Annotated in this window: 27 protein-coding genes, 1 other RNA gene and 1 pseudogene; 22 read left to right on the top strand and 7 right to left on the bottom strand. The window is 46.4% G+C overall.

The features are described 5' to 3' along the window. The first annotated feature begins 14 nt into the window (after positions 1-14). From WBM30_RS05560 to WBM30_RS05540, 5 genes are all read left to right on the top strand, one after another. Complete coding sequence (locus tag WBM30_RS05560; RefSeq protein WP_424899763.1) at positions 15-944, top strand: hypothetical protein; 930 nt, start codon at positions 15-17, stop codon at positions 942-944. A gap of 114 nt (positions 945-1058) precedes the next feature. Beyond that, complete coding sequence (locus tag WBM30_RS05555; protein ID WP_424899762.1) at positions 1059-1271, top strand: cold-shock protein; 213 nt, start codon at positions 1059-1061, stop codon at positions 1269-1271. Positions 1272-1351: 80 nt separating this feature from the next. Further along, positions 1352-1762 carry a ribonuclease HI family protein gene (locus tag WBM30_RS05550; RefSeq protein WP_424899761.1) on the top strand — a complete coding sequence of 137 codons (411 nt, stop codon included), beginning with the start codon at positions 1352-1354 and terminating at the stop codon, positions 1760-1762. Between the two features lie 227 nt (positions 1763-1989). After that, positions 1990-2832: an aldo/keto reductase gene (locus WBM30_RS05545; protein WP_424899760.1), complete on the top strand. Its 843-nt coding sequence runs from the start codon at positions 1990-1992 to the stop codon at positions 2830-2832. Between the two features lie 83 nt (positions 2833-2915). After that, positions 2916-3893, top strand: coding sequence for an aldo/keto reductase (locus WBM30_RS05540; protein WP_424899759.1), 978 nt, complete (start codon positions 2916-2918; stop codon positions 3891-3893). 136 nt (positions 3894-4029) lie between these two features. On the opposite strand, the gene WBM30_RS05535 is transcribed toward WBM30_RS05540, so the two are convergent. Beyond that, the gene (locus WBM30_RS05535) at positions 4030-4863 is read right to left on the bottom strand and encodes an SDR family oxidoreductase (protein ID WP_424899758.1); all 834 of its coding nucleotides are present in this window, start codon (positions 4861-4863) and stop codon (positions 4030-4032) included. A gap of 252 nt (positions 4864-5115) precedes the next feature. Between WBM30_RS05535 and WBM30_RS05530 the strand changes: the two genes are divergently transcribed. The 3 genes from WBM30_RS05530 to WBM30_RS05520 all read left to right on the top strand — a co-directional run bounded on the left by WBM30_RS05530 (position 5116) and on the right by WBM30_RS05520 (position 7941). After that, a complete protein-coding gene (locus tag WBM30_RS05530) occupies positions 5116-5724 on the top strand; it encodes an NAD(P)H-binding protein (RefSeq protein ID WP_424899757.1) in 609 nt (202 codons plus the stop codon). Positions 5725-5765: 41 nt separating this feature from the next. Continuing rightward, positions 5766-6764: an aldo/keto reductase gene (locus WBM30_RS05525; RefSeq protein WP_424899756.1), complete on the top strand. Its 999-nt coding sequence runs from the start codon at positions 5766-5768 to the stop codon at positions 6762-6764. A gap of 142 nt (positions 6765-6906) precedes the next feature. Next, positions 6907-7941 carry an alcohol dehydrogenase catalytic domain-containing protein gene (locus WBM30_RS05520; RefSeq protein WP_424899755.1) on the top strand — a complete coding sequence of 345 codons (1035 nt, stop codon included), beginning with the start codon at positions 6907-6909 and terminating at the stop codon, positions 7939-7941. 104 nt (positions 7942-8045) lie between these two features. Here WBM30_RS05520 and WBM30_RS05515 read toward each other — a convergent pair whose 3' ends face one another. The 4 genes from WBM30_RS05515 to WBM30_RS05500 all read right to left on the bottom strand — a co-directional run bounded on the left by WBM30_RS05515 (position 8046) and on the right by WBM30_RS05500 (position 10610). Further along, positions 8046-9218 carry a THUMP domain-containing class I SAM-dependent RNA methyltransferase gene (locus tag WBM30_RS05515; protein WP_424899754.1) on the bottom strand — a complete coding sequence of 391 codons (1173 nt, stop codon included), beginning with the start codon at positions 9216-9218 and terminating at the stop codon, positions 8046-8048. Positions 9219-9340: 122 nt separating this feature from the next. Beyond that, positions 9341-9706: RNase P RNA component class B (gene rnpB / locus WBM30_RS05510), an RNA gene on the bottom strand. A gap of 18 nt (positions 9707-9724) precedes the next feature. Then, positions 9725-10066 (bottom strand): cell division regulator GpsB, encoded by a 342-nt coding sequence (gpsB, locus tag WBM30_RS05505; protein WP_068559682.1) that lies wholly within the window; start codon positions 10064-10066, stop codon positions 9725-9727. Between the two features lie 169 nt (positions 10067-10235). Beyond that, positions 10236-10610 (bottom strand): hypothetical protein, encoded by a 375-nt coding sequence (locus WBM30_RS05500; RefSeq protein ID WP_424899753.1) that lies wholly within the window; start codon positions 10608-10610, stop codon positions 10236-10238. 225 nt (positions 10611-10835) lie between these two features. Here WBM30_RS05500 and WBM30_RS05495 point away from each other — a divergent pair, with 225 nt between their 5' ends. From WBM30_RS05495 to dtd, 6 genes are all read left to right on the top strand, one after another. Next, on the top strand, positions 10836-11318 hold the full coding sequence (locus WBM30_RS05495) for a DUF3013 family protein (protein WP_424899752.1): 483 nt from the start codon (positions 10836-10838) through the stop codon (positions 11316-11318). A 21-nt stretch (positions 11319-11339) separates the two neighbouring features. Continuing rightward, a complete protein-coding gene (gene prmA, locus WBM30_RS05490) occupies positions 11340-12290 on the top strand; it encodes a 50S ribosomal protein L11 methyltransferase (protein WP_424899751.1) in 951 nt (316 codons plus the stop codon). Positions 12291-12293: 3 nt separating this feature from the next. After that, complete coding sequence (locus WBM30_RS05485; RefSeq protein ID WP_424899750.1) at positions 12294-13070, top strand: 16S rRNA (uracil(1498)-N(3))-methyltransferase; 777 nt, start codon at positions 12294-12296, stop codon at positions 13068-13070. After that, on the top strand, positions 13063-13728 hold the full coding sequence (gene deoC, locus WBM30_RS05480; RefSeq protein ID WP_424899748.1) for a deoxyribose-phosphate aldolase: 666 nt from the start codon (positions 13063-13065) through the stop codon (positions 13726-13728). Before WBM30_RS05485 ends, deoC begins: the two co-directional genes overlap by 8 nt. A gap of 274 nt (positions 13729-14002) precedes the next feature. After that, positions 14003-16213, top strand: a complete 2211-nt coding sequence (locus WBM30_RS05475) for a RelA/SpoT family protein (protein ID WP_424899747.1) — start codon at positions 14003-14005, stop codon at positions 16211-16213. Between the two features lie 22 nt (positions 16214-16235). Next, positions 16236-16682, top strand: coding sequence for a D-aminoacyl-tRNA deacylase (gene dtd / locus WBM30_RS05470; RefSeq protein ID WP_424899746.1), 447 nt, complete (start codon positions 16236-16238; stop codon positions 16680-16682). Between the two features lie 60 nt (positions 16683-16742). On the opposite strand, the gene WBM30_RS05465 is transcribed toward dtd, so the two are convergent. After that, a complete protein-coding gene (locus tag WBM30_RS05465) occupies positions 16743-18059 on the bottom strand; it encodes an N-acetylmuramoyl-L-alanine amidase (protein WP_424899745.1) in 1317 nt (438 codons plus the stop codon). 567 nt (positions 18060-18626) lie between these two features. Between WBM30_RS05465 and hisS the strand changes: the two genes are divergently transcribed. From hisS to WBM30_RS05440, 5 genes are all read left to right on the top strand, one after another. Then, complete coding sequence (gene hisS / locus WBM30_RS05460) at positions 18627-19949, top strand: histidine--tRNA ligase (RefSeq protein WP_424899744.1); 1323 nt, start codon at positions 18627-18629, stop codon at positions 19947-19949. Between the two features lie 24 nt (positions 19950-19973). Then, a complete protein-coding gene (gene aspS / locus WBM30_RS05455; protein ID WP_424899743.1) occupies positions 19974-21740 on the top strand; it encodes an aspartate--tRNA ligase in 1767 nt (588 codons plus the stop codon). 154 nt (positions 21741-21894) lie between these two features. Further along, complete coding sequence (locus tag WBM30_RS05450) at positions 21895-22788, top strand: deoxyribonuclease IV (RefSeq protein WP_424899742.1); 894 nt, start codon at positions 21895-21897, stop codon at positions 22786-22788. A gap of 86 nt (positions 22789-22874) precedes the next feature. Next, positions 22875-23456, top strand: a complete 582-nt coding sequence (locus tag WBM30_RS05445) for a LemA family protein (protein WP_424899741.1) — start codon at positions 22875-22877, stop codon at positions 23454-23456. Positions 23457-23484: 28 nt separating this feature from the next. Continuing rightward, complete coding sequence (locus tag WBM30_RS05440; protein WP_424899740.1) at positions 23485-24333, top strand: TPM domain-containing protein; 849 nt, start codon at positions 23485-23487, stop codon at positions 24331-24333. Positions 24334-24406: 73 nt separating this feature from the next. On the opposite strand, the gene WBM30_RS05435 is transcribed toward WBM30_RS05440, so the two are convergent. Continuing rightward, the gene (locus WBM30_RS05435; protein ID WP_424899739.1) at positions 24407-25243 is read right to left on the bottom strand and encodes a pyruvate, water dikinase regulatory protein; all 837 of its coding nucleotides are present in this window, start codon (positions 25241-25243) and stop codon (positions 24407-24409) included. 92 nt (positions 25244-25335) lie between these two features. Between WBM30_RS05435 and WBM30_RS05430 the strand changes: the two genes are divergently transcribed. From WBM30_RS05430 to WBM30_RS05420, 3 genes and pseudogenes are all read left to right on the top strand, one after another. Further along, positions 25336-25767: a Fur family transcriptional regulator gene (locus WBM30_RS05430; protein ID WP_424899738.1), complete on the top strand. Its 432-nt coding sequence runs from the start codon at positions 25336-25338 to the stop codon at positions 25765-25767. 182 nt (positions 25768-25949) lie between these two features. Continuing rightward, the gene (gene rpsU / locus WBM30_RS05425; protein WP_424899737.1) at positions 25950-26123 is read left to right on the top strand and encodes a 30S ribosomal protein S21; all 174 of its coding nucleotides are present in this window, start codon (positions 25950-25952) and stop codon (positions 26121-26123) included. A 202-nt stretch (positions 26124-26325) separates the two neighbouring features. After that, a pseudogene (locus WBM30_RS05420) lies at positions 26326-26522 on the top strand (PhoH family protein); the annotation flags it as partial.

Genomic DNA, 26522 nt, shown 5'->3' with positions numbered 1-26522 from the left:
ATTACGAGGGATACTTGAAAAAAGGACTATTGGCATTTGAAGAGGGAAATCTGCAGCTTGCGGAAGAATGGATTGGCAAGGCTGTTGCCATCAAAAAGGCGGACGATATCCTGCCGCTGTATCTCATGTTGCTGCAGGAGACCGATCAAGCAGAGAAGAGTCTGGAAATGATAACCGAAATGCGCCCGGATATTGCATCCGCCATTTCGGTGGATGACATCGATTTCCTATACTTAAAAGGCTTGCTGCATTCCGGAGCATTCGAAATGGCCCGCGAACAAATCAACGCACGCAAAAATACTTTTGGTCTGTCGATGGAGCATCAATTCGCTTTGGAGCAATTGGAGGCTGAAGTCGAAAAAGTTGAACTGAAGAATTTGGAGAAGAAGCTGAAAAAAAGTTCGGAAATCCTCCAGGCCGAAAAAACCATCGATACGCAACCGTTCCACAAGCAACAAGTTTACGCGCAACAATTGAAGGAATTGGAGGATGACCAATTCGGCAAGATAGCGCAACGCCTGCTCATGAATAATAATCTCCACCGGATGCTCAAAACAGAGATCATTCATCAATTTCTTGCGCGCGGGCTCCATCCAACGGTAACTATCAGATTGGAAGGGTCCGAGGAAAAAGTGGACCTAGCTGGAGTGGTCCCGTTAATCGACTCGAAAACGTACAAAGAAGGAATGGCGTACATCCAGGAAGAAATTGCCAATAAAAATCCGACTATGGCAGATACAATGGAAAATGCCTTCTTCATGCAATTATCGCTTCTTTATCCGTTCGAAGACAGGACGATCCCAGACGTGACGGAATGGTTGGAGGTGCTCTACCGCATTTACAACGGGGCCGAATCAACGGACGAACCAAGCGAAAAGAACATCCGCGATGAAATTGAACAATTGGAAAATAAGCTGGCCGATTTTTTTGGATTTTTCGAATAAGTGCCAACGAGGCTATCAGAATAATTGACTCTATAGGGTTTCCTCTCTATAATGAGGGTAACCCTTCTTTGTGAAAGCAGTTCCAAAGAAATGAGTGTTGAAGGAGGATGTACAATGGAATTTGGCAAAGTAAAGTGGTTCAATAATGATAAAGGGTATGGTTTTATTGAACTCGATGAACAGGATGACGACATTTTCGTACATTTTACCGGTATAGCTGGAGAAGGCTTCAAAAGACTTGAAGAAGGGCAACGCGTTCAGTTCGATATCGCAGAAGGCGTCAGGGGACCACAGGCTACTAATGTGTTGGTCTTGGCAGAATCATAAAAAAAGTACAGTAAACCGCAAAGGTGAAGGGAATCCGTTCCGGATTTTCTTTCACCTTTGTTTTTTAGGATGTGGATCAGGTGATAAAATTATTTGTGGATGGGGCAGCTACCGGAAAAGAGGGATATGCTGCCATCGGAATTTTAATCGTTGAGGACGGGGTACAAGAGCAGATAGGTTTGCCTTTAGAGGCCAGAATGGATAATCATCGGGCAGAATTCGAAGCGCTCCTGTACGGATTACGTCATCTGAAGGCACGCAACAAACAGGATCAGCTCGTTTTTTGTTACACCGACAGTAAACTCGTTGCCGACTCGATCAGAAAAAGATATACAAAAAAAGCGGAACACAAACTGTATCTGGAGGAGGCCTTGCAGGATTTGGCTGTATTCACCAATTTTTACTTGGAATGGATTCCGGAAAAGGAAAACAAGGGAGCCGATAATCTCGCAAAAAAAGCACTCTATCAGCTCACCAAAAAGAAAAAATGATTCTGGATGGGCTGTCTTCCGGAATCCAAAAAAGCATTTTTTATCACACAATAAAGGCTCTCTCCATTCTTATTTGAAACGGGGATGGCTTTTTTGTTAGCCGTCAGTCGCTTTTAAGTATATACGAGTCATAGATTATGCTTGACTTGGAGTCCACTTCAAGGAGTATACTTTCAGCAACATAGTGAATTTCTATGTCATCAAATTTGAACTGGAGGAAAATATTGATGGAATATGTAACTTTAAATAATGGTGTCAAGATGCCAATTTTGGGCTATGGCGTGTATCAGATACCTGATGCCGCAGAATGCGAACGCTGTGTGCTGGATGCGATCGAGGTAGGCTACCGCTCGATCGATACCGCCCAAGCATATGGGAACGAAGAAGCGGTCGGCAATGCAATCAAAAAAAGCGGTATTGCACGCGAAGAACTATTCATTACGACAAAAGTCTGGATATCGAATGCCGGCTATGAGAAAGCCAAAGCTTCGATTACAGAATCGCTGCAGAAACTTCAATTGGACTATCTGGATTTGGTTCTGGTACATCAGCCCTTCGGTGATTATTACGGGACTTACCGCGCCATGGAAGAACTGTATGAGCAAGGCAAAATCCGTGCCATCGGCGTGAGCAACTTTTATCCTGACCGGTACATCGATTTGGTTCGTTTCACAAATGTCGTACCGGCCGTCAACCAAGTGGAGACCCATGTATTCAATCAGCAGCTGGATGCGCATGAAATCATGAAAAAATACGGCACACAAATCGAATCCTGGGGTCCTTTTGCTGAAGGCAGAAATGAACTGTTCACGAATGAAACGTTACAAATGATCGGCGACAAATACAACAAAACGACGGCTCAAGTTGCGCTGCGCTATTTGTTGCAGCGTGACGTCGTGGTGATTCCGAAAACGACGCATAAAGAGCGGATGATCCAAAATTTGGATGTCTTTGACTTTAGCCTTACTGAAAAGGATATGGAAACGATCAAAGGCTTGGACAAAAAAGAGAGCGCCTTCTTCTCGCACTATGATCCGAAGTTGGTCGAAATGCTGGTGAACCGCGGTTAATGCCAGGCAGATGAACTAATGAAACAGGCATGGACTGCGATCAACCGGCAGTGGTCCTATCCTAAAGAAATGGAGAGATGATGATGGATTATGTGAAATTCGGCAATACAGGGATGGATGTTTCAAGGATTTGTTTGGGAGCCATGGGTTTCGGCGATCCGAACAGCGGCTTCCATAATTGGGTACTGGAAGAAGATAGCAGAAAAGTCATAAAAAGTGCGTTGGATTTGGGAATCAATTTCTTCGATACGGCAAACATCTACTCATACGGAGCCAGTGAAAGCATACTCGGGAAAGCCTTGAACGATTACGCCAACCGGGATGAGATCGTTGTGGCGACTAAAGTACATCAGAAGATGCGCCAGGCGCCAAACGGAGGGGGCCTTTCCCGCAAAGCGATCCTGACTGAAATCGATCACAGTCTGGAAAGATTGGGCATGGACTATGTGGACCTTTACATCATCCACCGTTGGGACTACAACACACCGATCGAGGAAACGATGGAAGCTCTGCATGATGTCGTGAAATCCGGCAAAGCCCGCTATATCGGAGCGTCCGCCATGTTTGCGTGGCAATTCGCCAAAGCTCAAGCTGTTGCCGAAAAAAACGGCCTGACGAAATTTGTTTCGATGCAGAATCACTTGAATCTTTTGTACCGCGAGGAAGAGCGGGAAATGCTGCCGTTGTGCGCAGATCAAAAGATTGCCGTGACGCCATACGGCCCGTTGGCTTCAGGCAGGCTCACCCGTGATTGGTCGGCCACTACGAAACGCTTCGAAATGGACCAGGTGGCGAAGCATAAGTATGATACGACCGAAGCGCAGGACCGTGTCATCGTGGAGCGGGTTGCAGCGATTGCCGAAAAATATGGTGTCGAGAGGGTTCAAGTCGCTCTGGCTTGGCTGCTGCAGAAGGATCAAGTCGTAGCGCCGATCATCGGAGCCACCAAGGAAAGCCATCTGACCAGCGCCATTTCGGCTCTCGATTTTAAGCTTTCTGCGGAGGATATCCTATCTCTGGAAGAACCATACATCCCTCATCACATAATGGGGCACAACTAAAAAGCACTTGTGCATAAATCATTGAACATAAAATAAGCCCGAATGGATTCCTGCTGCCAGGAGATCCAGTCGGGCTTACTTTTATTATACAAACGCCTATGCTTACTAGTCGTTGCCTTATTTTAGGCCATAGGGATTATTCCTTATAGTCCGTTGAGGCGGCCAATTCTGTTTGCGTCCGGAAATCGGCTAAGCGGTTCTCAAGCGTAGCAATGGTGCTGGCGAGCGCTTGCGAGCCGAGGACCATGCGAAGCGGGGCGGGTGTGATATCCACGCTTTCGATGATTCGTTTTGCCATTTCCGCAGGATTTCCGGGAGCCTGTACTTTTGTTGAATCAAGCATCGCAAGAAAGCTGTGTGCCGGGTTGCCGTCGTACTCAGGCATCAGGTCAGCGACTTGTGCGCTGCCGTAGCGGAATTCGGTTCGGGCACCGCCTGGCTCTACAATAGTCACGCCGATATTGAAGGGTGCCACTTCCTGGGCGACGGATTCGCAGAAGCCTTCGATCCCGAATTTCGTGGCATGGTACATGGAATTGCCGGGGAACGCGACTTGTCCGCCATAGGATGATATTTGGATGATGCGGCCATGGCCTTGTTTGCGTAAGAACGGAAGTGCGGAACGGATCATCTGGATGGAGCCGGTCAGATTGGTTGCGATGATGAGATCCACTTGCTCGTCGCTCAACTCTTCAGCAGCACCGAACAGGCCATAGCCCGCATTATTGATGATGACATCGATTGCTCCGTGTTTTTCAAAAGCTTCCTTCACCACTTGGTGGACCGCTGGAGTATCCGTCACATCAAGGATTTGGCAATCAAACAGCGTCGGGTACTCCGCAATCAGATCAGAAATTTTGGATTTATTGCGCACCGTACCGACCACTGTATCGCCTTTATCCAACAACTGCCTGGTCAGCTCGTAGCCGAAGCCACTGCTCACGCCTGTAATCAACCATGTTTTTCTCATCATGCTTACCTCCATTTCATTTATATTCAGACTATAGCTCTTGGAGTGGACTCCAAGTCAAGCGCTTTGTTTATAAAAAAATAATGCGGTACGTCTGATGGATTAATTTAATTATACATTTACGGTGCTGGATTAACCATTCAGAGGCTGGATTCCGTGCTCGGAAAAATAAAGATGTCGGTTCATGGTTGACTTGGAGTGAACTCCAAGTGATACCATACTCCTATCAACAAGAAATATGAGGTGGTAATGATGACAAAAATAGTGATTATCGGTGCAACCGGTTCAGTCGGTCGCGTGGCGAGACAACTGTTCCTTGAAAAAACAAAAGATGAACTGACGCTTTTCTCACGGCGTCCGGACAGGCTCAAGCCATTCGATTCAACGAGAGAAGTTGCTGTTGCGGGTGATGTGATGAATGTAGCCGACCTTGACAAAGTCATTTCAGGCCAGGATGTTGTCTTTGCTTCTTTGACAGGGAACCTGGGGAAAATGGCCGCGGCGGTTGTGGAATCTATGAAACGCGTTGGGGTCAACCGTTTGATTTTTATTTCTTCAATGGGAATCTATAACGAAATCCCGGCTTCAGTAGGCTCTTCCGGCAATCTTCGCTCCAATCTGGTGTTGCAGACGTACCGTGAAGCGGCTGACGTCATTGAAGCGTCCGGTCTGGATTATACGATCATCCGTCCGGGTTGGTTCGACAGCAGCGACGATACGGATTATGAAATTACCGTCAAGGGCGAGTCTTTCGGCGGTCACGATGTATCTAGAAAAAGCATTGCGGATCTAGTCGTTCGCCTTGCTGTCGATCCGAATCTTTATGTCCGTGAAAGTGTCGGCATCAATCGTCCGGAATGATCAGCGGGGTCCATTATTCAACTATGAGAGGATGATAATCAATGAAATATACAACTGTTGGCAGAACCGGCATCAAAGTTTCTGAATTGTGTTTTGGAGCCATGTCTTTTGGCGGCGATGCGGATGAGGAAACGTCAAAAGCATTGTACAACCGCTGTCTGGATGCAGGAATAAATTTTTTTGATACAGCTGATATGTATTCGCACGGCCGATCCGAAGAAATTCTCGGGAAATTGATGAAGGGGCAACGGGAGGAGCTGGTGATCACGAGCAAAGTCTTCTTCCCGACTTCGAAAACACCGAACGTCAATGACCGCGGCCTATCCCGCAAACATATCCTGACCAGCATCGACGCCAGTCTGAAACGTTTGGATACGGACTATATCGATTTCTATATCCTGCATTATTTCGATCCGACTACCGATATCGAATTGACTTTGCGCACGTTGGATGATCTGCAGAAACAGGGGAAAATACTTTACTCCGGCGTCAGCAACTGGGCTGCGTGGCAGATCATGGATGCGCTTGGCATTTCGGAAAGGGAATTGCTCAGTCGTTTCGAGATTATGGAGCCTTTGTACAACTTGGCGAAACGACAATCCGAAGTGGAATTGCTGCCATTGGCTGAAGCTAAGAACATCGGGGTCATCCCTTACAGCCCTCTGGGGGCAGGCTTGCTGACGGGGAAATACGGCTCGACCAAACAACCGGATTCCGGACGTCTCGTCGAGAGCGAACTGAACCGTTTGCGTTATCAACATGACCTGGAGCTAGCCGATCGCTTTACCGCTTTTGCAAAAAAACTGGGGGTCAGCCCCGCGACCTTAGCCGTTGCTTGGGCAAAAAACCACCCAGCAGTTACCGCTCCAATCATCGGTGCCCGGAATCTGGCCCAATTGGAGGATTCCCTGGCAGCAGCCGATTTTGAGATGACGCCCGAGTTGCGGGCAGAAATCAGTTCGCTTTCCCTTGCTCCGGAACCGGCAACAGGGCGTTCGGAAGAAAAAACGCTTGGTAAATTTGGCGTGTGGCAAAAGTAAACCCAGTAGTTATTTCAATATAGTGCAGATAATCTTGGCTCGATAAAATATTTTCAGAAAATCCTTGCCTTAATGTGGACTTTAAGTGTTACCATTGGTTTATGCAAGCGCAAGTGACTATCAAGAAAAGGCGGAGATATAAATGAAAGCAAACATAATGTACGCGGCCGGCGACGTGCGCGTGAAAGAATTGCCAGTACCTGAAATACAGAAACCTACGGATGTGATCCTGAAAGTAGTGGCTGCCTGCATCTGCGGCAGTGACTTGCATCCATACCACAAAATGCATGCGCACGAGCACGGTGAAGGCGAAGCGATGGGGCATGAAGTACTCGGCAGAATCGACGCAATGGGTTCTGAAGTTTCTGGATTCAAAAAAGGCGATTTGGTCGTTGTTCCTTTCGCATACGGCGACAACACTTGTGCGTTTTGTAAAGAAGGATTGATGACTTCCTGCGTGAACGGCGGCTTCATGACCGGTTGCCAAGCGGAATACGTTCGGGTGCCTCAAGCGCAAGGCAGCATGTTTAAATTACCCGACGACATTGACGAAAATTCGCCTCTGTTGCCTTCATTGTTGACTTTGTCCGATGTATACGGAACCGGTTATCATGCGGCCGTCATGGGCGGCGTCAACGAGAATACGACGGTGACGGTCATCGGAGACGGTGCTGTAGGCCTGCTGGCAGTCCTTTCGGCGAAGAAACTCGGTGCCAAGAAGATCATCCTAATGGGCCGCCACAAAGATCGTACCGATCTTGGGATTGACTTCGGCGCAACGGATGTCATCGCTGAACGAGGTGAAGAGGGGATCGCGAAGGTCAAGGAATTGACTAACGGGGAAGGCACGCACGTCGTACTCGAATGCGTCGGCCTGATGCCCGCTTACGAGATGAGCCTGGGTGCTGTCCGTGCCGGCGGAGTCATCAGCCGTGTCGGTGTTCCCCAGTATGTCGAAGCACCAGTCGGCTTTGCAAGTCTTTTCGGCCGCAACATCACGCTTACCGGAGGGCCGGCACCAACACGTGCCTACATGGAAGAGCTTTTACCCGATATCCTTGACGGCACGCTCGAACCTGGCCGTGTCTTCGACGTGACAGTCGACCTGGATGGTGTCCCGGATGGCTACAGAGCCATGGATAATCGCGAAGCGTTGAAAGTGTTGATCAGACCTTAATCAACTGGGTACTGTTCACAAAAAAAGCATACTATCCCAAAAAAAGCAGTCTGAACTCCCTCGCTGATGCGGGGCGTTCAGACTGCTTTTTTTATTTACAAAAATTATTTTTCTTTGGTTTCGTTAACGTCAAGCTCTTTTTTGATTCTTGGCGGGCGCGTTCCCCAATATTGGAAGAAATCGGTACGCAATCTGCCGTTGTAGAGTTTGCGTTTTTTCGTGGCTCTTTCGCCGTAGAATTCTTCGAAAAGCAATTCGCTTGTCAGGATGTATTTGCTCCATGTCTTCATCGGACGGAAAACTTGGCCCATCTCTTTGTAGAGTATCTCGATCTCATCCTGATCAGAAAGGCGTTCACCGTATGGCGGGTTGCAGACGATCGTGCCGTATTCCTTGGTTGTGGTGAAGTCGGCCAAAGCCAGTTGTTTGAAAGTGACATATTCCGCAACGCCCGCTTTTTCGGCATTGCTCTTTGCGATGGCGATGACATGCGGATCGATGTCCGAACCGCCGATATCCAATTTAACATCGAAGTTCGCAGCAGCTTTTGCTTCATTGCGGATGCGATCCCATAAACCTTCTTCGAAAATGTTCCATTCTTCGGAAGGGAAGGAGCGCTTCAATCCAGGAGCGATGTTCAGCCCAATCAAAGCCGCTTCGATCGGAATCGTGCCGGAACCGCAAGTCGGGTCATAGAAGGGACGGTCAGGGAACCAATTGGTCAACATCACTAAAGCTGCTGCCATATTTTCCTTCAAGGGTGCACCACCTTTTTCGGAACGGTAACCGCGTTTGAAAAGGCTAGAACCGCTCGTATCGATCGTCAGGATTACTTCATCTTTATTGATGGCCACTTCAATCGGATAGAGCGCGCCGGATTCAGGCAAACGGGTACGACGGTGGTAATATTCGCTCAGGCGGTTGACGATGGCCTTTTTGACGATCGCTTGGCAATCGGGGACACTGTACAAGGTCGATTTTTGCGATTTGCCGGAAACAGGGAATTCCGCATCCATCGGTAGGATTTGTTCCCATGGTAAAGCTTTCGTTTGCTCGAAAAGGTCATCGAAAGTTTTTGCTTCGAATTTGCCGAACACGATTTTGATGCGGTCAGCAGTGCGCAGCCACAGGTTGGTAGTGATGATGTCCGCTTCCGTACCGGAGAAGTAGGCTTTGCCGTTCTCGACCTGGACGTTGTAGCCCATTTTTTTCAGCTCGGTGCCGGTGATGGCTTCGATGCCGCTTGCGGCCGTAGCCATTAATTGATATGTTTTCATTGATAACTCCTTATAGTTTTGCCTTAGAAATTGCCGGATAATGCACGAAAAATGGGACAAAAATTAGCTTGTCCCATCCTCGATCATATTCTTTTTGAAGAAAAAAAACCTGATTTGTAAATTTCTGTAAGCCATGTTCTGTCGCGCCATCGGAGCCAGGCCTCTGATGGCGGAGGTAATTATCTATCTGCATTTCTGCCTCTTTCCCTCGTTCATTTCCTTGGAAAGAGTGCCCCTACCAAAGTTTGGGTTGCTCGCTCGAGGGGTTTACCGCGTTCCACCAGAAAGGTTTCCCCGTCTGCTTCGTCACTGTGGCACTTTCAAGAATACTCAGGCATAGGCAGAGCCCTTAGCCTTTTTTTCTGCCGTCAATCTATCGATTGCCTTAGCTTATTGTTTCGCTAAGCACGAACACTACAAGCATCTCAGCTTGTGCGAGCATGGACTTTCCTCAGCCTCCATAAAGGAGACCGCAATTACCCGAAATTTACAAATGTTTTTTGATGCTAGTTTGCTTCTTCGTTGGTTTCATCCAGTTTTGAACCGAATACATGTTTCTCCAAGTTGGAAAGGCGTTTCAGAATATCAAAATTCGTTACACCGCTGCCGACTGATGATACATTCGATTGGGTCGGCTTAGCTAAAACTGCTTGCTTCGTCAACTCATCCACACGGCTCATCAAGCGTTCATTTTCGCTTTGAAGATAAGAAAGGTCTTTTTGATAAGACTCATAATCTCTTATGATCATATCCAGATATTCATCGACTTCTGCAACATTATAGCCTCTCATAGCGCTTTTGAATTCTTTTTGCAGAATATCTTTAGTTGTTAGATTTTTATCTGCCATATTTGCACACCTCGTTAGTTGTCCTTGTTACCTAAACAGTATAACATAAAACCGTAATATTAATAAGCAAATATTCTAATCAACATCATATCAGGCTTTTCGCATAAACTCAACCTAATTTTTTATTGTCACCGTGGCTGTTCAGGAAAGACCTAAGTGATTGGAAAGCCTAATAGGGCATGGCTCCTTGAAAATTGATGATGATGTAGTGCTTGTTTCCGGAGTTGGTTGTCGTGATGGATAAATTTTCATTAAGAACAGGCTGCTTGCCGAATATTTCCAACAGAAAACTCTTGAAGACTTTATCCGTTTTGGATTGCAGGACCTCTTTGAAGAGTTCGCTTTTTGTGGCCGGATCGATGCTATCTTCGAAAATGATCTTTTCATCCGCTGTGAGGTAATCATCAACCAACAGTATTTCAGCCCTTCTACCGAATGGAATCTGGACTTTTAAGCTGTCTTGGTATTCTTCTTTTTGGTAATCACGGGCGATGCGCGTCACTAAGTAATCGATGGATTGTCTGATCTCTGATTGTTTTGTCATGAAATATCCCTCCAACTTTTTGCCTATCCTAAATATATCACAGACTAACCCTTATAGAAATCCTTCCATGCAAGTCATTATCCCTTTTACGGGAAATGACCAGCTGCTGAATAGCCCGGAATATATCTTTTTCCCGTTTTTTGCTACAATGGATTGAGAGCATCATCTGGAGGCGATACACAGCCGCATAGGCAAGGCCGAAACGAAGATACGAGGAGGAAGAAAATGGACAAAAGTATGATCGACAAAATCCATGAGGAATTGGAAGAACAGCACTTGCCTTGCGAATGGCGATTGGAGTGGCATAAACCCTTCCATACAGTCGAAATTGTGTTATTATTAGAAGTCAGTTATCCTCCAGACAACAGTATTTCTGATATTTTTGGCCATTCGAATCACGAAGATCGGTTCATTTTTGAAGATTCTGTTTTGTTCTATGATCGTGCTTCTTCAAAAATCAAAACAGAGGAGTACTTGACCGGTATTCCCTTTGATCGGAAAAAAGGGATTCAAGGCGGATTGGCCGAAGCAGCGGTCAAGAACATACGCTTGACTGTTGGTGAGGCTAACAGCAAGCTCAGGGACTTTCTGAATAACGAAGGCGACTCCAGCTTCGAATTGCATTGGAATGAGCAGAATTTTGTTCAGACAATCGAAACACTGAAGGAAATAGGAAGATATGATGAAACGTATTATCGTTACCCTTGATGATAGGAAAGGTGATTGCAAATGGAATGGAATGAAGTGAAGGTTGTGACTGCTACCGAAGCAGTTGAGGCTGTATCAAATATATTGATGGAAGCCGGTGCGAAAGGCGTCGCGATAGATGACGAATTGGACTTTGTCAATCTGCAGGATGATGGTTTCGGCCAGATAAAGGAGGAACGTGCGTTGCCTGAAGAAGGGCATGCCGTCTACATTATGGCTTATTATCCGAACAACGCGGGTTTCCAGGATACTGTGTTGTTCATCAAAGAACAACTGGCGGAACTGGAAAAAATTGATCTGAAGATCGGGAAGAATGAGCTGCAGATCAACCAAGTGAAAGAAGAGGATTGGGAAAATTCTTGGAAAGAATATTTCCATCCGATCCGACTGACGCGCTTTTTGACGATTGTACCTTATTGGGAAGAATACACGCCTGAAGATGAAAAAGAAATGCTGATTCAATTGGATCCCGGGATGGCTTTCGGTACCGGCACGCATCCAACGACGCGTCTGTCCATCGAAGCGCTTGAAGCAGTGATGCGGGGCGGCGAAAAAGTAATCGATGTCGGAACCGGGTCGGGCGTTTTGAGCATCGCGGCCAAGGCAATGGGCGCAGACACTGTCTATGCCTACGATATCGATGAAATCGCCACACGCGTTTCCAAAGAGAACATCGCTTATAATGCCTATGCTTCGGATGTCATCGTCAAAGAGAACAACCTTTTGGTAGGGATTGCCGATCAGCAAGCGGACATCATCGTTGCGAATATACTGGCGGAAATCCTGATGCTGTTGCTTCCCGATGCTTACAACAACCTCAAGGATGATGGTTATTTCATCCTTTCGGGGATCATCGATTCGAAGAAAGAAGAGCTGATCGCAGCTTTGGTCAGCAATGGTTTTGAGATCGAGCAAGAAAAGCAAATGAAAGATTGGGTTTGCCTGATCTGCACTAAAAATGTGGAGGATTGAAGCATGCAACGATACATCATTCCGCCTCTAGCAAAAGATTACCAAATGCAGGCGATTATTTTGTCGGATGATTTCCATCACCATATGGTGCATGTGATGCGCATGAAGCAAGGGGAACAAGTTTATTTAGCCGATAACTCGGGCATTTCGTTTGTTGCGGAAATCACCGACATATCAGCAGACACGGTCAGTTTGAAGTGGGTGGCCGATGAAGACCGCTCCACGGAACTTCCGGTCAAGATAGCGATTGCCTGCGGATTACCGAAGGGCGACAAGCTGGAATACATCGTACAGAAGGGCACAGAGTTGGGTGCGGCTGCCTTCATCCCATTCGCAGCAAAAAATGCGGTTGTAAAGTGGACAGCGGACAAAAGTACGAAAAAACAGCAACGCTTGCAAAAAATTGCGAAAGAGGCAGCGGAGCAATCGCACCGCCAAAAAGAGCCTTTTGTGCACCCTGTCCACAATCTCAAAGAGTTGCTGGCGGAAGCGGAAAAATACAGCAAAGTGTTGATTGCCTATGAAGAGGATGCAAAGGCCGGTGAGGGCAGCATCTTGGTGAACACGCTTGAAAATCTTGAACCAGGCGATTCGTTGTTGTTTGTGTTCGGGCCTGAAGGCGGATTAACGTTGGAAGAACTGGCGGCATTCAGACAAGCCGGCCATAAGAGCTGTGCCTTAGGGCCGAGGATTTTGCGGGCTGAAACAGCGCCCTTATATGCATTGGCGGCAGTATCTTATGAAATGGAATTAAGAAAGGGAGCGGATAATAATGGTTGAAAAATTAAACAAATATATTGATCACACTTTATTAAGACAAGATGCGATAGAAGAGGAAATCAAAGCTCTTTGCGAAGAAGCAAGGGAATACGACTTCAAATCCGTCTGTGTACAACCCTTCTGGGTAAAAAAAGTAGAAGCCTTCCTGACGGGTTCGGATGTGCTTGTCTGCACCGTCGTCGGTTTTCCGCATGGCGCCAATACGGCAGAAGTGAAGACTTTCGAAGCAAAACAGGCGGTGCAGAACGGTGCCGATGAAGTGGATATGGTCATCAATATCGGAGCTTTGAAGGATGGCAATTATCAAACAGTCGAACATGAAATCGCAGCTTTGGTCGAAGCCGTCAAAGACAAGGCAATCCTGAAGGTCATCATAGAGACGTGCCTATTGACCGATGATGAAAAAGTCATCGCTTGCCAACTGGCTCAAAAGGCGGGCGCCGACTTCGTCAAGACTTCCACCGGTTTTTCAACAGGTGGCGCAACATTAGAGGATATCGCACTGATGCGCAAGACAGTCGGACCTGTGATGGACGTAAAAGCAAGCGGCGGTGTGCGCTCGTATGAAGATGCACTGGCCTTCATCGCAGCCGGAGCAACGCGCTTGGGCACTTCCAGCGGTAAGAAAATCGTCGAAGGTTGGCTTGCGGCAAAATAAATGCATAGGATGCTCCATCTGCATCCGAATAATCGAATGATCAAAGAAACCTTGAGTGACTTCTTTTTTATGAAGCGGTCCTTCAAGGTTTTTTGAGGTTTGAGGTTGAAAACAGAGGATAAATGTTGATGGCGCATCGTTACGATTTAAAGTATAATAAAGGGAAATATATTCACTTTTTTGTGTGCAGAATAGGATATATTCAGCATCTTTTCCGTTTGCAGACGGAATCGCAGTAAATAAATACATAATCTTAAGAGTCAGGAGTGACAACATGCCGAAAATCAAAAACTATTCGCCTGAAGAGGTTGTGCAGCTATGCGCGGAATATATGAATGAAACCCATGTGGCATTTGTCCAAAAAGCTTGCGACTTTGCCAGGGATGCTCACAGCGGACAGATGCGGAAGTCCGGTGAAGAGTACTTTGTTCATCCGACCCAAGTCGCCGCGATATTGGCAGATTTGGAATTGGATCCAGAAACGATTGCAACAGGATTTTTGCATGATGTTGTGGAGGATACAGAATATACTTTACAGGATATCGAACGTGAATTCTCCAAAACCGTAGCCATCTTAGTGGATGGCGTCACAAAATTGGGGAAGATCAAGTACAAGTCCCATGAAGAACAACAGGCCGAAAACCACCGCAAGATGTTGATGGCCATGGCAAAGGATCTGCGGATCATCATGGTGAAGCTGGCGGACAGACTGCACAACATGCGCACCCTCAAATTCCATACGCCGGAAAAACAACGGATCATTTCCAATGAGACAATGGAAATTTACGCACCCTTAGCCCACCGCCTAGGGATGAACCGGATCAAATGGGAACTGGAGGATACATCGCTCAGATATCTGAATCCGCAACAATATTACCGGATTGTTCATCTGATGAACAGCAAACGCGATGAACGGGAACTGTACATCAAAGATACGATCAACAAAATCAAAGATTCAATCGATGAATTGGAGATTGAGGCAGATATCTACGGCAGACCAAAGCACATCAACTCCATCTACCGAAAAATGAAGGACCAAAAGAAGCAATTCACGGAAATCTATGATCTGCTGGCTATCCGCGTCATTGTCCATTCGATTAAAGATTGCTATGCCGTTTTGGGTGCCATCCATACAAAATGGAAACCTATGCCAGGCAGATTTAAAGACTATATCGCCATGCCTAAAGCGAATATGTATCAGTCGCTGCACACGACCGTCATCGGGACGCAGGGAACGCCCATTGAGATCCAAATCCGGACAATCGAAATGCACCAAGTCGCGGAATATGGGGTTGCGGCTCACTGGGCATACAAAGAGGGCATCACCAAAAAAATCGAACCGGATAAAATGCCCCATCAGATCGATTGGTTCCGCGATCTGATCGACTTACAGGATGATTCCAAAAACGCCAGTGAGTTCGTCGAAAGTGTCAAGGAGGATATCTTCAAGGACAAAGTCTATGTCTTCACTCCGAAAGGTGATGTCGTTGAATTGCCATCGGGTGCCGGCCCGTTGGATTTTGCCTATAATATCCATACCGAAATCGGCCACAAAACCATTGGGGCGAAAGTCAACGGAAAGATAGTCCCTTTGAATTACAAGCTTCAGAATGGCGATATCATCGAAGTGATGACATCCCCTAACTCATTCGGTCCAAGCAGGGATTGGGTCAACCTGGTTTCCACAAGCAAGGCAAAAAATAAAATTAAACGCTACTTCAAGCTGCAGGACCGCGATGAACATGTAATCAAAGGCCGGGATATGCTGGAAAAACAATTGACGGAAATGGAATTTTCGCCAAAAGAGTTCCTGACCAAACTAGCGATCAAAGATTTGTTGAATCGCTTTAATGTGAATTCGGAAGATGACCTCTATGCGGCAATCGGCTTCGGCGAACTGTCTGCATTCATCGTCTCCAATCGCTTGACCGAAAAAGCCCGTCGTGAACGCGATAAGCACAAAGCGGAACAACAGTTGGACACAATCGAGCAAAAAACGAAAAAAGACAATCCTAAAATGAAGATCCGCCATGAAGGCGGCGTTGTCATTCAAGGAGTGGACAATCTGCTCATCCGCATCAGCCACTGCTGCAATCCGGTCCCAGGGGATGAAATCGTTGGCTACATCACAAAAGGGCGCGGCATCTCGGTCCATCGTAAAGATTGCCCGAATGTTCAGGTATCCGGAGAGCACGGCGACCGGTTGATCGATGTCGAGTGGGAAGATAACGGCACCTCCAATATCGATTACGAAACCGAATTGACGGTCGAGGGCTATAATCGTTCAGGTTTGTTGAACGAGATCCTGCATGTCGTCAATACGATGACCAAAAATCTCAGCAGCGTAAACGGCAAGGTCGACAGTAATAAAATCGCTGTCATTACGTTGAAAATCGGGATTCAAAATTTGAGTCAACTGGATAAAATCGTAGATAAAATCAAAAATATTCCGGATGTTTACACAGTCAGAAGGGTCACATCCTAATCAAAATGAATCGAGGGCAGTTATGCGTGTTGTTGTACAGAAAGTGACGGAAGCATCCGTCTCTGTTGATGATGAAATTATCGGGGAAATCGGTGAGGGCTTCATGCTTTTGGTCGGCATTGGCAAGGACGACACCCAAGACGATGTCCACTATCTCGTCCGTAAAGTTTCGAATCTCAGGGTTTTCGAGGACGAGGAAGGTAAAATGAACCGCTCCCTGAAGGATGTGTCTGGAGCCATCCTTTCGATATCCCAATTCACTTTGTTCGCTGATACCAAAAAAGGGAATCGCCCAAGCTTCACTAATGCAGCCCCTCCGGAAATCGGAGAGGCGCTTTATCAAGCGTTCAATGAGTTGTTAAGCGCAGAAGGCTTTCAGGTGTCATCGGGTAAGTTCGGTGCGCACATGTCTGTCCGTTTGAACAACGATGGACCCGTAACCATCCTCATCGATTCCAAAAACAAATAACAGAGTCGGCAACTTGAACCATTCGAGGTTCAAGCTGCCGACTCTGTTTTTTATGCTTTTTTATTGGAAATATTCAGTCAGTGCTTGGTAGATGCTTTCTGCCACCAGCGAGCGATAATAATCGGAATTGAAGGTCTTGACGTCGGAATCATTGTTCATATAGCCGAGTTCCAGTAACAAAGCAGGTTGATCATTTTCGCGTGTGACCAAGAAATCGCCGAATTTGGAGCCATTGTCCTGAAACGGCAAAGTGTCAGTCAGGTGATCATCGACCAAATTTGCCAATGGAATATCTGCATCATCATAATAATAAGTCGTGAAGCCTGTCGCGGAAGTACCGCTTGCGGTGGAATCATAGTGTAGACTGATGAACATATCGGCATTGTTGACATTGCTCATTTCTGCCCGATCTTCCAAAGTTACATAGACATCGGAGGTGCGCGTCAATATGACGTTGGCTCCGGCACTGCGTAATTTATCAGCCACCGCTTCAGCGGTTTTGAGTGTTACTTCCTTCTCGTAAATATAAGTTCCTTCCGCACCGGGATCTTCTCCTCCGTGGCCCGGATCAATCACGATGGTCGCTTCGGCAAGTGTGGTGGTGGATGACGCAGTGATGGGCGTATTGAGCGACTCGGATGTTTCCACCAACCAGGAGGCGACGTAGCCTTCCTTGTTTCCCTCATAAAGGATCTTATAGAAATCACCGGATTCGCTGATCAATTCGTACTCTTCATCTTTTTCGGCAATGAACAGGATGTCACTGCCGGTAGAAGGCCCGCTGCGGACATTTACGCCATCCATCGTGATGAGGACTTTTGGATTGGCGTCGTCTGCAACAACCGCTGTAGTATCGACTGTTTCCGGCGCCAACTGGATGCTGCCAGGAGAAATTTCGATCAGTTCAGACAGAATCCAAGCGACTTTATTGTTGTATTGGATTTGGCTCCAACCGTTCTCCTCATATAGCAGAGCGAATTTTTCGCCTTCACTGGCCGTTCCGACAACTTCGGATGTTTCATTGTTCTCTTTTCGAACGTTGGCAGAGGGCACCAGTATTGTTGCCAGTAATTCGGATGTTGCCGCGATCTCGGTGTTGTTGATCAGCCAACTGGCCACCCATCCGATTCTTCCGTCCGCTAGCCTAACTTTATACCATTCGTTCTTATTGGCCAGAACATTGACTGAGGAACCGCCTTGAATTTGCGTCATAATGTCATAGGACAATCCTGGACCGGATCGAACATTTACAATGCTGGCGGAGATGCTGACTGTAGTATAGTTGGCTAATGCTACCGTACCGAAGGAGCCCAATCCGACAAATAGCAAAACAAGCGCCAAGAAGAACAGGTGTCTATTTTTTGCGATAGTCTTCACTGATTGTCTCCTTTCTGGTTTGGGATGCATAAAATTTACAAAAATTGTTCAATTCTTCTATCATTATAGCAAAGATACGGTATCCATTGCAAAGCCTTTTCAGAAATTATAGTTGTGTTGCTTTTATGAACAAGACAGAACCGCATCGTAACCTTCCAACGCTGCATTTGCAATTGTTCCTGAAACCATCACAGTAGCAGGCGTGCCGCTGCGTTAGCCCGGAAAGTGGAAATATGATGAAAACAGTATTGACAATTCGGTGCTTATCTTGTATCGTTAAGGAAATTATAAATGTCCAGTGAAGATCGAAGTAGAATAGATTGGTTTGATTCAGAGAGGATTGCCGCGGCTGAGAGCACTCCCGAACGTTTATTCGAAAGACAGGTTGGAGGATTAATAGTGAAAAGCTATTACGCCACGAACGTTACTCGTTAAAGGAAAGCTATGCTTTCGAATAAAGGTGGCACCACGTCTGACTAATCGTCCTTTTCCATGATGGAAAGAGGGCTATTTTTTTGCTTTTTTTCAGACAGAAGACAGTATGAAGCGAAAGGAATGGTTATAAAAATGATTCAAAAACCAAAAGGGACTGCCGACATATTTTTGCAAGAAGCAGAAATATGGCAATATGTGGAAGAAACAGCCCGGATTTTATTGCATGACTATCAATTTTCAGAAATCCGTACCCCAATGTTCGAAAGTTATGAACTGTTCTCAAGAGGGGTCGGCGATACGAGTGATATCGTATCGAAGGAAATGTATGACTTCTACGATAAAGGCGAACGACACATCGCATTGAAGCCGGAAGGAACCGCTCCCGTGGTCCGGGCTTACGTCGAAAACAAGCTGTTCGGTCCTGAACATCCGAAACCGCTGAAAGTCTATTACATCAGCCCGATGTTCCGCTACGAAAGACCGCAAGGCGGAAGAATGCGTCAATTCCACCAACTGGGTGTCGAAGTTTTCGGAAGCATCAATCCAGCGACCGATGTCGAAACGATGGCATTGGCATGGGATATATTGAAGGAATTGGAATTGAGCGATTTGAAATTGGTCATCAATTCGTTGGGCAAGACGGAAGATCGGATCAGATACCGCGAAGCCTTGATTGCCTATTTGGAACCTTTCCATGATGAATTGAGCAAAGATTCCCAGACCCGTCTCCACAAGAATCCGTTGCGCGTGTTGGACAGCAAAGACAAACGCGACAAGGAAATCGTCGCCCAGGCACCGAGCATCTTGGAGTTCCTTTCGGAAGATTCGAAGAAGCATTTTGAATCGGTCCAGGGAATGCTGCTGGCATTGGAAATCCCCTTCACGATCAACAGCAATATGGTTCGCGGACTCGATTATTATCAGGATACCATCTTTGAAATCATGAGTGCATCCGCAGTTTTCGGGGCGGAAACGACCATCTGCGGCGGTGGCCGCTATGACGGCTTAGTTCAGGAAATCGGCGGACCGGAAGTGCCAGGGTTTGGCTTCGGGATGGGCTTGGAAAGATTGATTCTTTTGATGAAGGATCAGCAAGTCGATGTACCGAAACTATCCGAGTTGGATGTCTATGTAGTCGGTTTGGGAGAAGCTACGAACATCGAATCCTTGAAATTGGTCCAAAATGCACGCCAAGCAGGGTATTCGGCTGATCGGGACTTCCATGACCGCAAAGCCAAAGCGCAATTCAAGACCGCGACGAAAAACGGGGCCAAAGTAGTGCTGACAATCGGCGAGGATGAATTGAACAACAAACAAGTACAATTCAAAGTGATGTCGACCGGCAAAGAGCAGAAAGTGGCGTTGACCGAGATTTACGCGGATTTTGATAAAGTATACAAAACACAGACAGCCGATATGACGGCTTTTAATGAATTTTTCGGAAAAGAAGACTAGAACATACAGAAAAGGGTAGTGAAAATGGATAGAAGAACAGAGTATTGCGGATTATTGACGGAAGCATCCGTTGGACAGACTGTTGTTGCCAATGGTTGGGTTAACAAAAGAAGAGACTTAGGTGGATTGATCTTCATCCATCTGCGTGACCGCGAAGGTATCGTCCAAGTCGTTTTCAACACAGAGTTCAACGAAGAAGCATTCCGCATTGCGGAAACGATCCGTGGGGAATATGTCCTGCAGGTCAAAGGTAAGGTAGTTCTTCGTGAAGCAAATCAGATCAACCCGAACATCGGCACAGGCACGATCGAAATCGAAGCGGAATCCGTGGAGATTTTGGCGAAAGCGAAAACGCCGCCGTTCTATATCGAAGGCGATCTGAACGTATCGGATGAATTACGCATGAAATACCGTTACATCGATTTAAGAAGAGACAAGATGATGAACAACATGAAAATTCGCCACCAAACGACGCGTACTGTCCGCAATTATTTGGATGGCTTGAATTTCATGGACATCGAAACACCTTATTTGACCAAATCGACTCCAGAAGGTGCGCGTGACTATATTGTTCCATCACGTGTCCACCAAGGCGAATTTTACGCACTGCCGCAATCACCGCAACTGTTCAAACAGATGCTTATGGGCGCTGGCTTTGACCGCTATTACCAGATCGTGCGTTGCTTCCGCGACGAAGATCTGCGTGGCGACAGACAGCCGGAATTCACCCAAATCGATATCGAAACCAGTTTCCTGTCTGCAGCTGAGATCCAGGAAATCACCGAAACCATGCTTCAGAAAGTCATGAAGGACGTGTTGGGCAAAGACATTCCGGCTCCATTCCCTCGTATTTCCTACGATGAAGCGATGAACCGTTTCGGCAGCGATAAGCCGGATACCCGTTTCGCATTGGAACTGATCGACATGAATGAATTTGCGAAAACTTCTTCATTCAACGTATTCAAAGCGACCCGCGAAAACGGCGGCCAAGTCCGCGGCTTGAACGTCAAAGGCAAAGCCGATGCCTATTCGCGCAAAGATATGGATAACCTGATCGAATACGCCAAACAATACGGCGCAAAAGGCATGGCTTGGATGAAAGTCGAAGAGGATGGACTGAAAGGCGCAGTAGCGAAATTCTTCACCGAAGACAGCGAAGAATTGATCAGACTGATGGATGCGGAGCCTGGCGACTTGCTGGTGTTCGTTGCTGATAAAAAAGAGATCGTCTATCAAGCATTAGGAGAGCTGCGCCTGAAATTCGGCCGCGATCTTGATCTGATCGACAAATCCCAATTTTCTTTCGTTTGGGTTGTGAATTGGCCATTGCTTGAGTACGATGCGGACGCAAAACGCTACACTGCAATGCACCATCCGTTCACTCGTCCTAACGATGAAGATCTTGCCAAATTAGTCGATCATCCGGAAGAAGTCTATGCGCAAGCCTATGATATCGTCTTGAACGGTTATGAAATCGGCGGCGGATCTCTGCGTATCTACACAAGGGAAGTACAGGAGCAGATGTTTGCGGCACTTGGCTTCAGCAAAGAAGATGCGGAAGCGGAGTTTGGTTTCTTGTTGGATGCATTCGATTACGGGTTCCCACCGCATGGCGGCATCGCTTTAGGGCTGGATCGTTTGGTCATGTTGTTGGCTGGCGAATCGAACATCCGCGAAGTGATTGCGTTCCCTAAAAACGGGAAAGCTTTCGATCCGATGACGAACGCTCCAAGTGAAGTAAGCGCAGCTCAGTTGAAAGAATTGAGCCTGAAAATCGCTTCATTAGACTAACCTTGGACTAACAATTGCACTAAAAAGAGCATCTGATGGTAAGGGAAACAAGCCTTATGATACAATAATCGTATCATAAGGCTTGTTTTTCGTCTCTTGTTTTGTATGAGACGGAAATGCTTTTTAGGATAATACATAATAAAAGGGTGAAGATATGTTAAAGCTAGGTTCACATGTTTCTATGGGTGGGAAAAAAATGCTGTTGGGTTCCGCAGAGGAGGCAGCATCGTACGGTTCTTCAGTGTTTATGATCTACACAGGCGCTCCGCAGAATACCCGGAGAAAAAGCGTCGATGAAATGAATATTCCGGAAGGCATGGACTACATGGCGAAGCATGGTCTGGTTGAACTGGTCGTCCATGCACCCTACATCATCAACTTGGCAAATACAACCAAACCGGATCATTTTGAATTCGCAATCGGATTTTTGCGCGATGAAATCGTGCGGGCGCAAGCGCTGGGCGCAAAACAGATTACGCTGCATCCAGGTTCGCATGTCGGTGCAGGTTCCGAGATAGGCATCAAACAGATCATCAAGGGCCTGAATGAAGTGCTGGAGCCCAGTCAGACAGCGCAGATTGCGTTGGAGACTATGGCCGGAAAAGGCACGGAGATCGGCCGGACGTTTGAGGAGTTGGCTGCCATCATGGATGGCGTAATCTATAACGACAAGTTGTCCGTAACGCTGGATACATGTCATACGAATGATGCAGGCTACAATGTCAAAGAGGACTTCGACGGTGTTTTGGAAGAATTCGATCGCATCATCGGACTGGAACGTTTGAAAATGATCCATGTCAACGACTCGAAAAACGAGAGAGGGGCCCACAAAGACAGACATGCGAATATCGGGTTCGGCACCATCGGCTTCGAAACCTTAAATAAAATTGTTCACCATCCGCAACTGCAGGATTTGCCGAAAATATTGGAAACGCCGTTTGTGGGCGAGGACAAAAAGAACAAGAAGGCGCCTTACAGATTCGAATTGGATATGCTGAAGTCGCAGATATTCAATCCGAGTTTATTGGAGGACATACTGAACCAGTAAGAAATACATCTTTGGATGGATGCGCTTTTGCCTTAAACCAGGGATAATTGTATGTAAGCACAAAATGAAAGAATAAAGGAGATGGAATGATGAAAGGTTGGTTGAAAGGCTTAATTGGAGTGTTTATTGCGGTGTTGCTGTTGGGCGTGCCATTGATCAGCTCTTATAATGGTTTGGTGACGGAGGAAAGTAATGTCGATGTACAATGGGCGAATGTGGAAACCAAACTACAAAGACGTTATGATCTGATCCCCAACTTGGTGGAATCGGTAAAAGGCGCTATGGAACAAGAACAGGAAGTATTCGGTGCAATCGCTGATGCCCGCGCAAGAATCGGCAGTGCTCAGACGACTGAAGAACAGGTTGCAGCCAGCAACGAAATGGAATCCGCATTCTCGCGTCTGTTGGTAATTGTAGAGAACTACCCGGAACTGAAATCAAACGAACAAGTGACGGCTCTTATGGATGAGTTGGCCGGCACCGAAAATAGGATTTCTGTCGAAAGGGATCGTTACAACGAATCTGTGCAACAATATAACAACAAAGTCAAACGGTTCCCTGGATCGCTCATGGCAGGACTTTTCGGATTTGATGAAAAATCTTATTTTGAAGCGGTTAGCGGCGCTGAAACCGCACCTAGTGTAGACTTGAATACAGACGACGAATAATTGAGGGGTTGATGATGCTTTGTTTCAAATGAGGAAAAAGGCACGATGGCAACTACTTTTGGTTTTGGGAGCATTCTTCTTTTCGCTGGTGTTCGCGCCATCCAAAAACGCGCAAGAGTTACCTGATCCGACAACCGAATTTTATGTCTATGATCCAAGCGGTACGCTCTCCGAAGAAACAAAAACATTCATCATGAGCGTGAATGAGCAGTATGAATTGACCGAAGAAAAACCCCAAGTTGTCGTGGCAGTGGTCGATTCACTGCAGGGTGAGACAATCGAGGAGTATTCTGTCGATCTGTTCGAAAAGTGGAAAATTGGCCAGGCGGATGCTGATAATGGTGTGCTGATTTTGTTGGCTCTGGAGGAAAGGGAAATCCGCTTCGAAATCGGTTACGGTCTGGAAGGTGCCCTAACGGACAGTAGAACCGGTAGAATTCTGGACAATCATCTGGAGTATCTTTCGGCCAATGATTTCGATGGCGGTCTGAAAGAAATCTTTACTGAGACGGCAGTTGTCGTCAATCAGGAATACCAATATGATGACGAAGTGATTTTCTCCGGCTATCCAGTCGATACAACGCAATACGCGGAAGGCGATTCATCGTTCTTCGCATCACTCGTCCAATTCCTGTTCATCCTTTTGCTGTTGTCCTTCTTTTTTGGCGGCAGAGGCAGGGGCGGTCGCGGTGGACGTGGTGGTGGAATGAATCCGTTGTGGTGGTTGCTTCTTAGCGGAGGCGGAGGCGGTTATCGCGGCAACAATCATCGTGGAGGATACGGCGGAGGCGGTTTCGGTGGCGGTGGATTTGGCGGAGGGGGTGGCTTCGGAGGTGGAGGTTCTTCCGGAGGCGGTGGATCCAGCAGAGGGTTCTAACGCACCTCTTGCTGCAATGAATATAAAAAAAGAAGAGGACCCGGATTTTAATCCGGGTCCTCTTCTTTTTATGTCAGGTTATAATGGTTGTATCGGAAATTTCGATGCTGCTCATGATGATGGCGGCTGTTTCTTCTATAGAACGTTTGGAGACGTTGATGACGATGCAACCCAATTTGTTGTACAATTCATAGGCGTATTCCAACTCAGCCCGGATGCGGTCCATGTCCGAATAGATGGTTTCCGGTGACAACCCGTAGGCAATCATCCGCTCTTTGCGGAAATTATTCAATACCTCTGCATCATTGGTCAATCCGACGATTTTCTTAGGATCCACTTGCCAAATTTCGTCAGGCACTGAAGCTTCCGGCATAATCGGCAGGTTTGCGACTTTAATGGTCTTGTTCGCCAAAAACATGGAGAGCGGCGTCTTTGAAGTGCGGGAAACGCCAAGAAGGACCAAGTCGGCATCCAAAAAACCCTTTGGATCTTTCCCGTCATCGTACTTGACGGCAAACTCGATGGCACTGATCCGGTTAAAGTATTCATCATCCAAGCGATGTAGTGCGCCTGCGCTCCGTATGGGTTGCTGCCCGGTCATTTCGCTGATATCCCTGACCATTGCTCTCAATATATTATAGCACGGCAAGTCCTCTGCAGCGCAGAAACTGTCCGTGTACTCACTCAAATCCTCGACGACCAAAGTATGGATGACAAATGCTTTCAGCTCTTTGGCCTCTACTAATACAGGCTCCAAGTCTTTCATTTTTCGAATGAACGGATAATGATACATATGAACAGTTATCGATGGGAATTGTGCTAAGACAGCCTGAAGGACTTTTCTGGCGGTGTCTCCTACCGAATCGGATATGATGACAAAATGCAGGTCATGTTGCTCTGGTTGCTCCATATAATTTCGTCCTTTCTAAATCTTAATGATTGCAATCTCACTAATAATATACTATAGTCAATTTGAAATTGATAGAGTCGGGAGGGAAAATGATGCCGGTAGATACCGTAACCATTGCATTGCAGCAATTAAAGAAACAAGGTTATAAATATACCCAAAAAAGAGAAGATATCATTACGGTTTTTGTGGAAGCTAACCGCTATCTGTCTGCAAAAGCTGTTCTGCATGCGTTACAGGATGAATATCCAACACTCAGCTATGACACGATATATCGTAACCTGTATACTTTTGTGGAAGTTGGTATCTTGGAAGAAACAGAATTGAACAACGAAAAGTTGTTCCGAATAACTTGTTTGCACGAGGGGCACCATCATCATCACTTTATTTGTCAACAATGCGGGATGACAATTGCTTTGCAGATGTGTCCGATGGATTTCTTTGAGCAACAGTTGGAAGGGTGCCAAATTTCGTCCCATCGCTTCGAAATATTTGGAATCTGCAAGAAATGTTTGGCAAATGCATAGGGCTTCCCTGTGCCCAATGGAGTGCAGGTTTCGCTCAGTCGGATGATACACTTTTTAGTTTTGCAATAAAACGTTGCAATTGCTTCCCCCTATGATATAATATCAAAAGAACAATTTCATTTTGATTTCTTGACTTTCAAAAGGAAACGTTACTTTTAATGCTCGGAGGGAGGGAATATTTAATGTCAAAAACAGTTGTTCGTAAAAACGAATCTCTTGATGATGCTCTTCGTCGCTTTAAACGTACTGTTTCAAAAACTGGAACTATGCAAGACGCTCGTAAACATGAATTTTATGAAAAGCCAAGTGTGAAACGTAAGAAGAAATCTGAAGCTGCTAGAAAGCGTAAATTCTAATAGCCGGATGCTTACTTTCTAAAATTCTTAGAGACTAATCAATAAAGAATGGGATGATCTCCGTATCATTCCATTTTTTTGTCGTCCAGAAATGTCGTGTTGAACGCAAGGGGATAAATATTTTCATAAGCCACGCCTCTTTATGTTATACTATTGGCAATAAGCAGTGAAAAAAATTCCCAAAAAGAGGAGTGTAGCTTGTTTGACCGATAAAGTGAATAAAACAGAGAAAATTGAAGTGATGGACGCATCCGTTTTGCCTCAATTATTTGGATCACAGGATAAGCATCTGAAGATGCTGGAAGATGCTTTGCATGTGACCATTACAAGCCGCGGCATGAAAATCGAAATCAGTGGCGAAGAGCCGGCTGTCGACAAGGCCCGTTCCCTGTTGAAGCA

The sequence above is a fragment of the Trichococcus sp. genome, from assembly GCF_049684335.1.
In the GTDB taxonomy this organism is placed as follows: domain Bacteria; phylum Bacillota; class Bacilli; order Lactobacillales; family Aerococcaceae; genus Trichococcus.
Note: the sequence above shows the minus strand (reverse complement) of the source record. Positions and strands in the feature narration are given on the sequence as shown.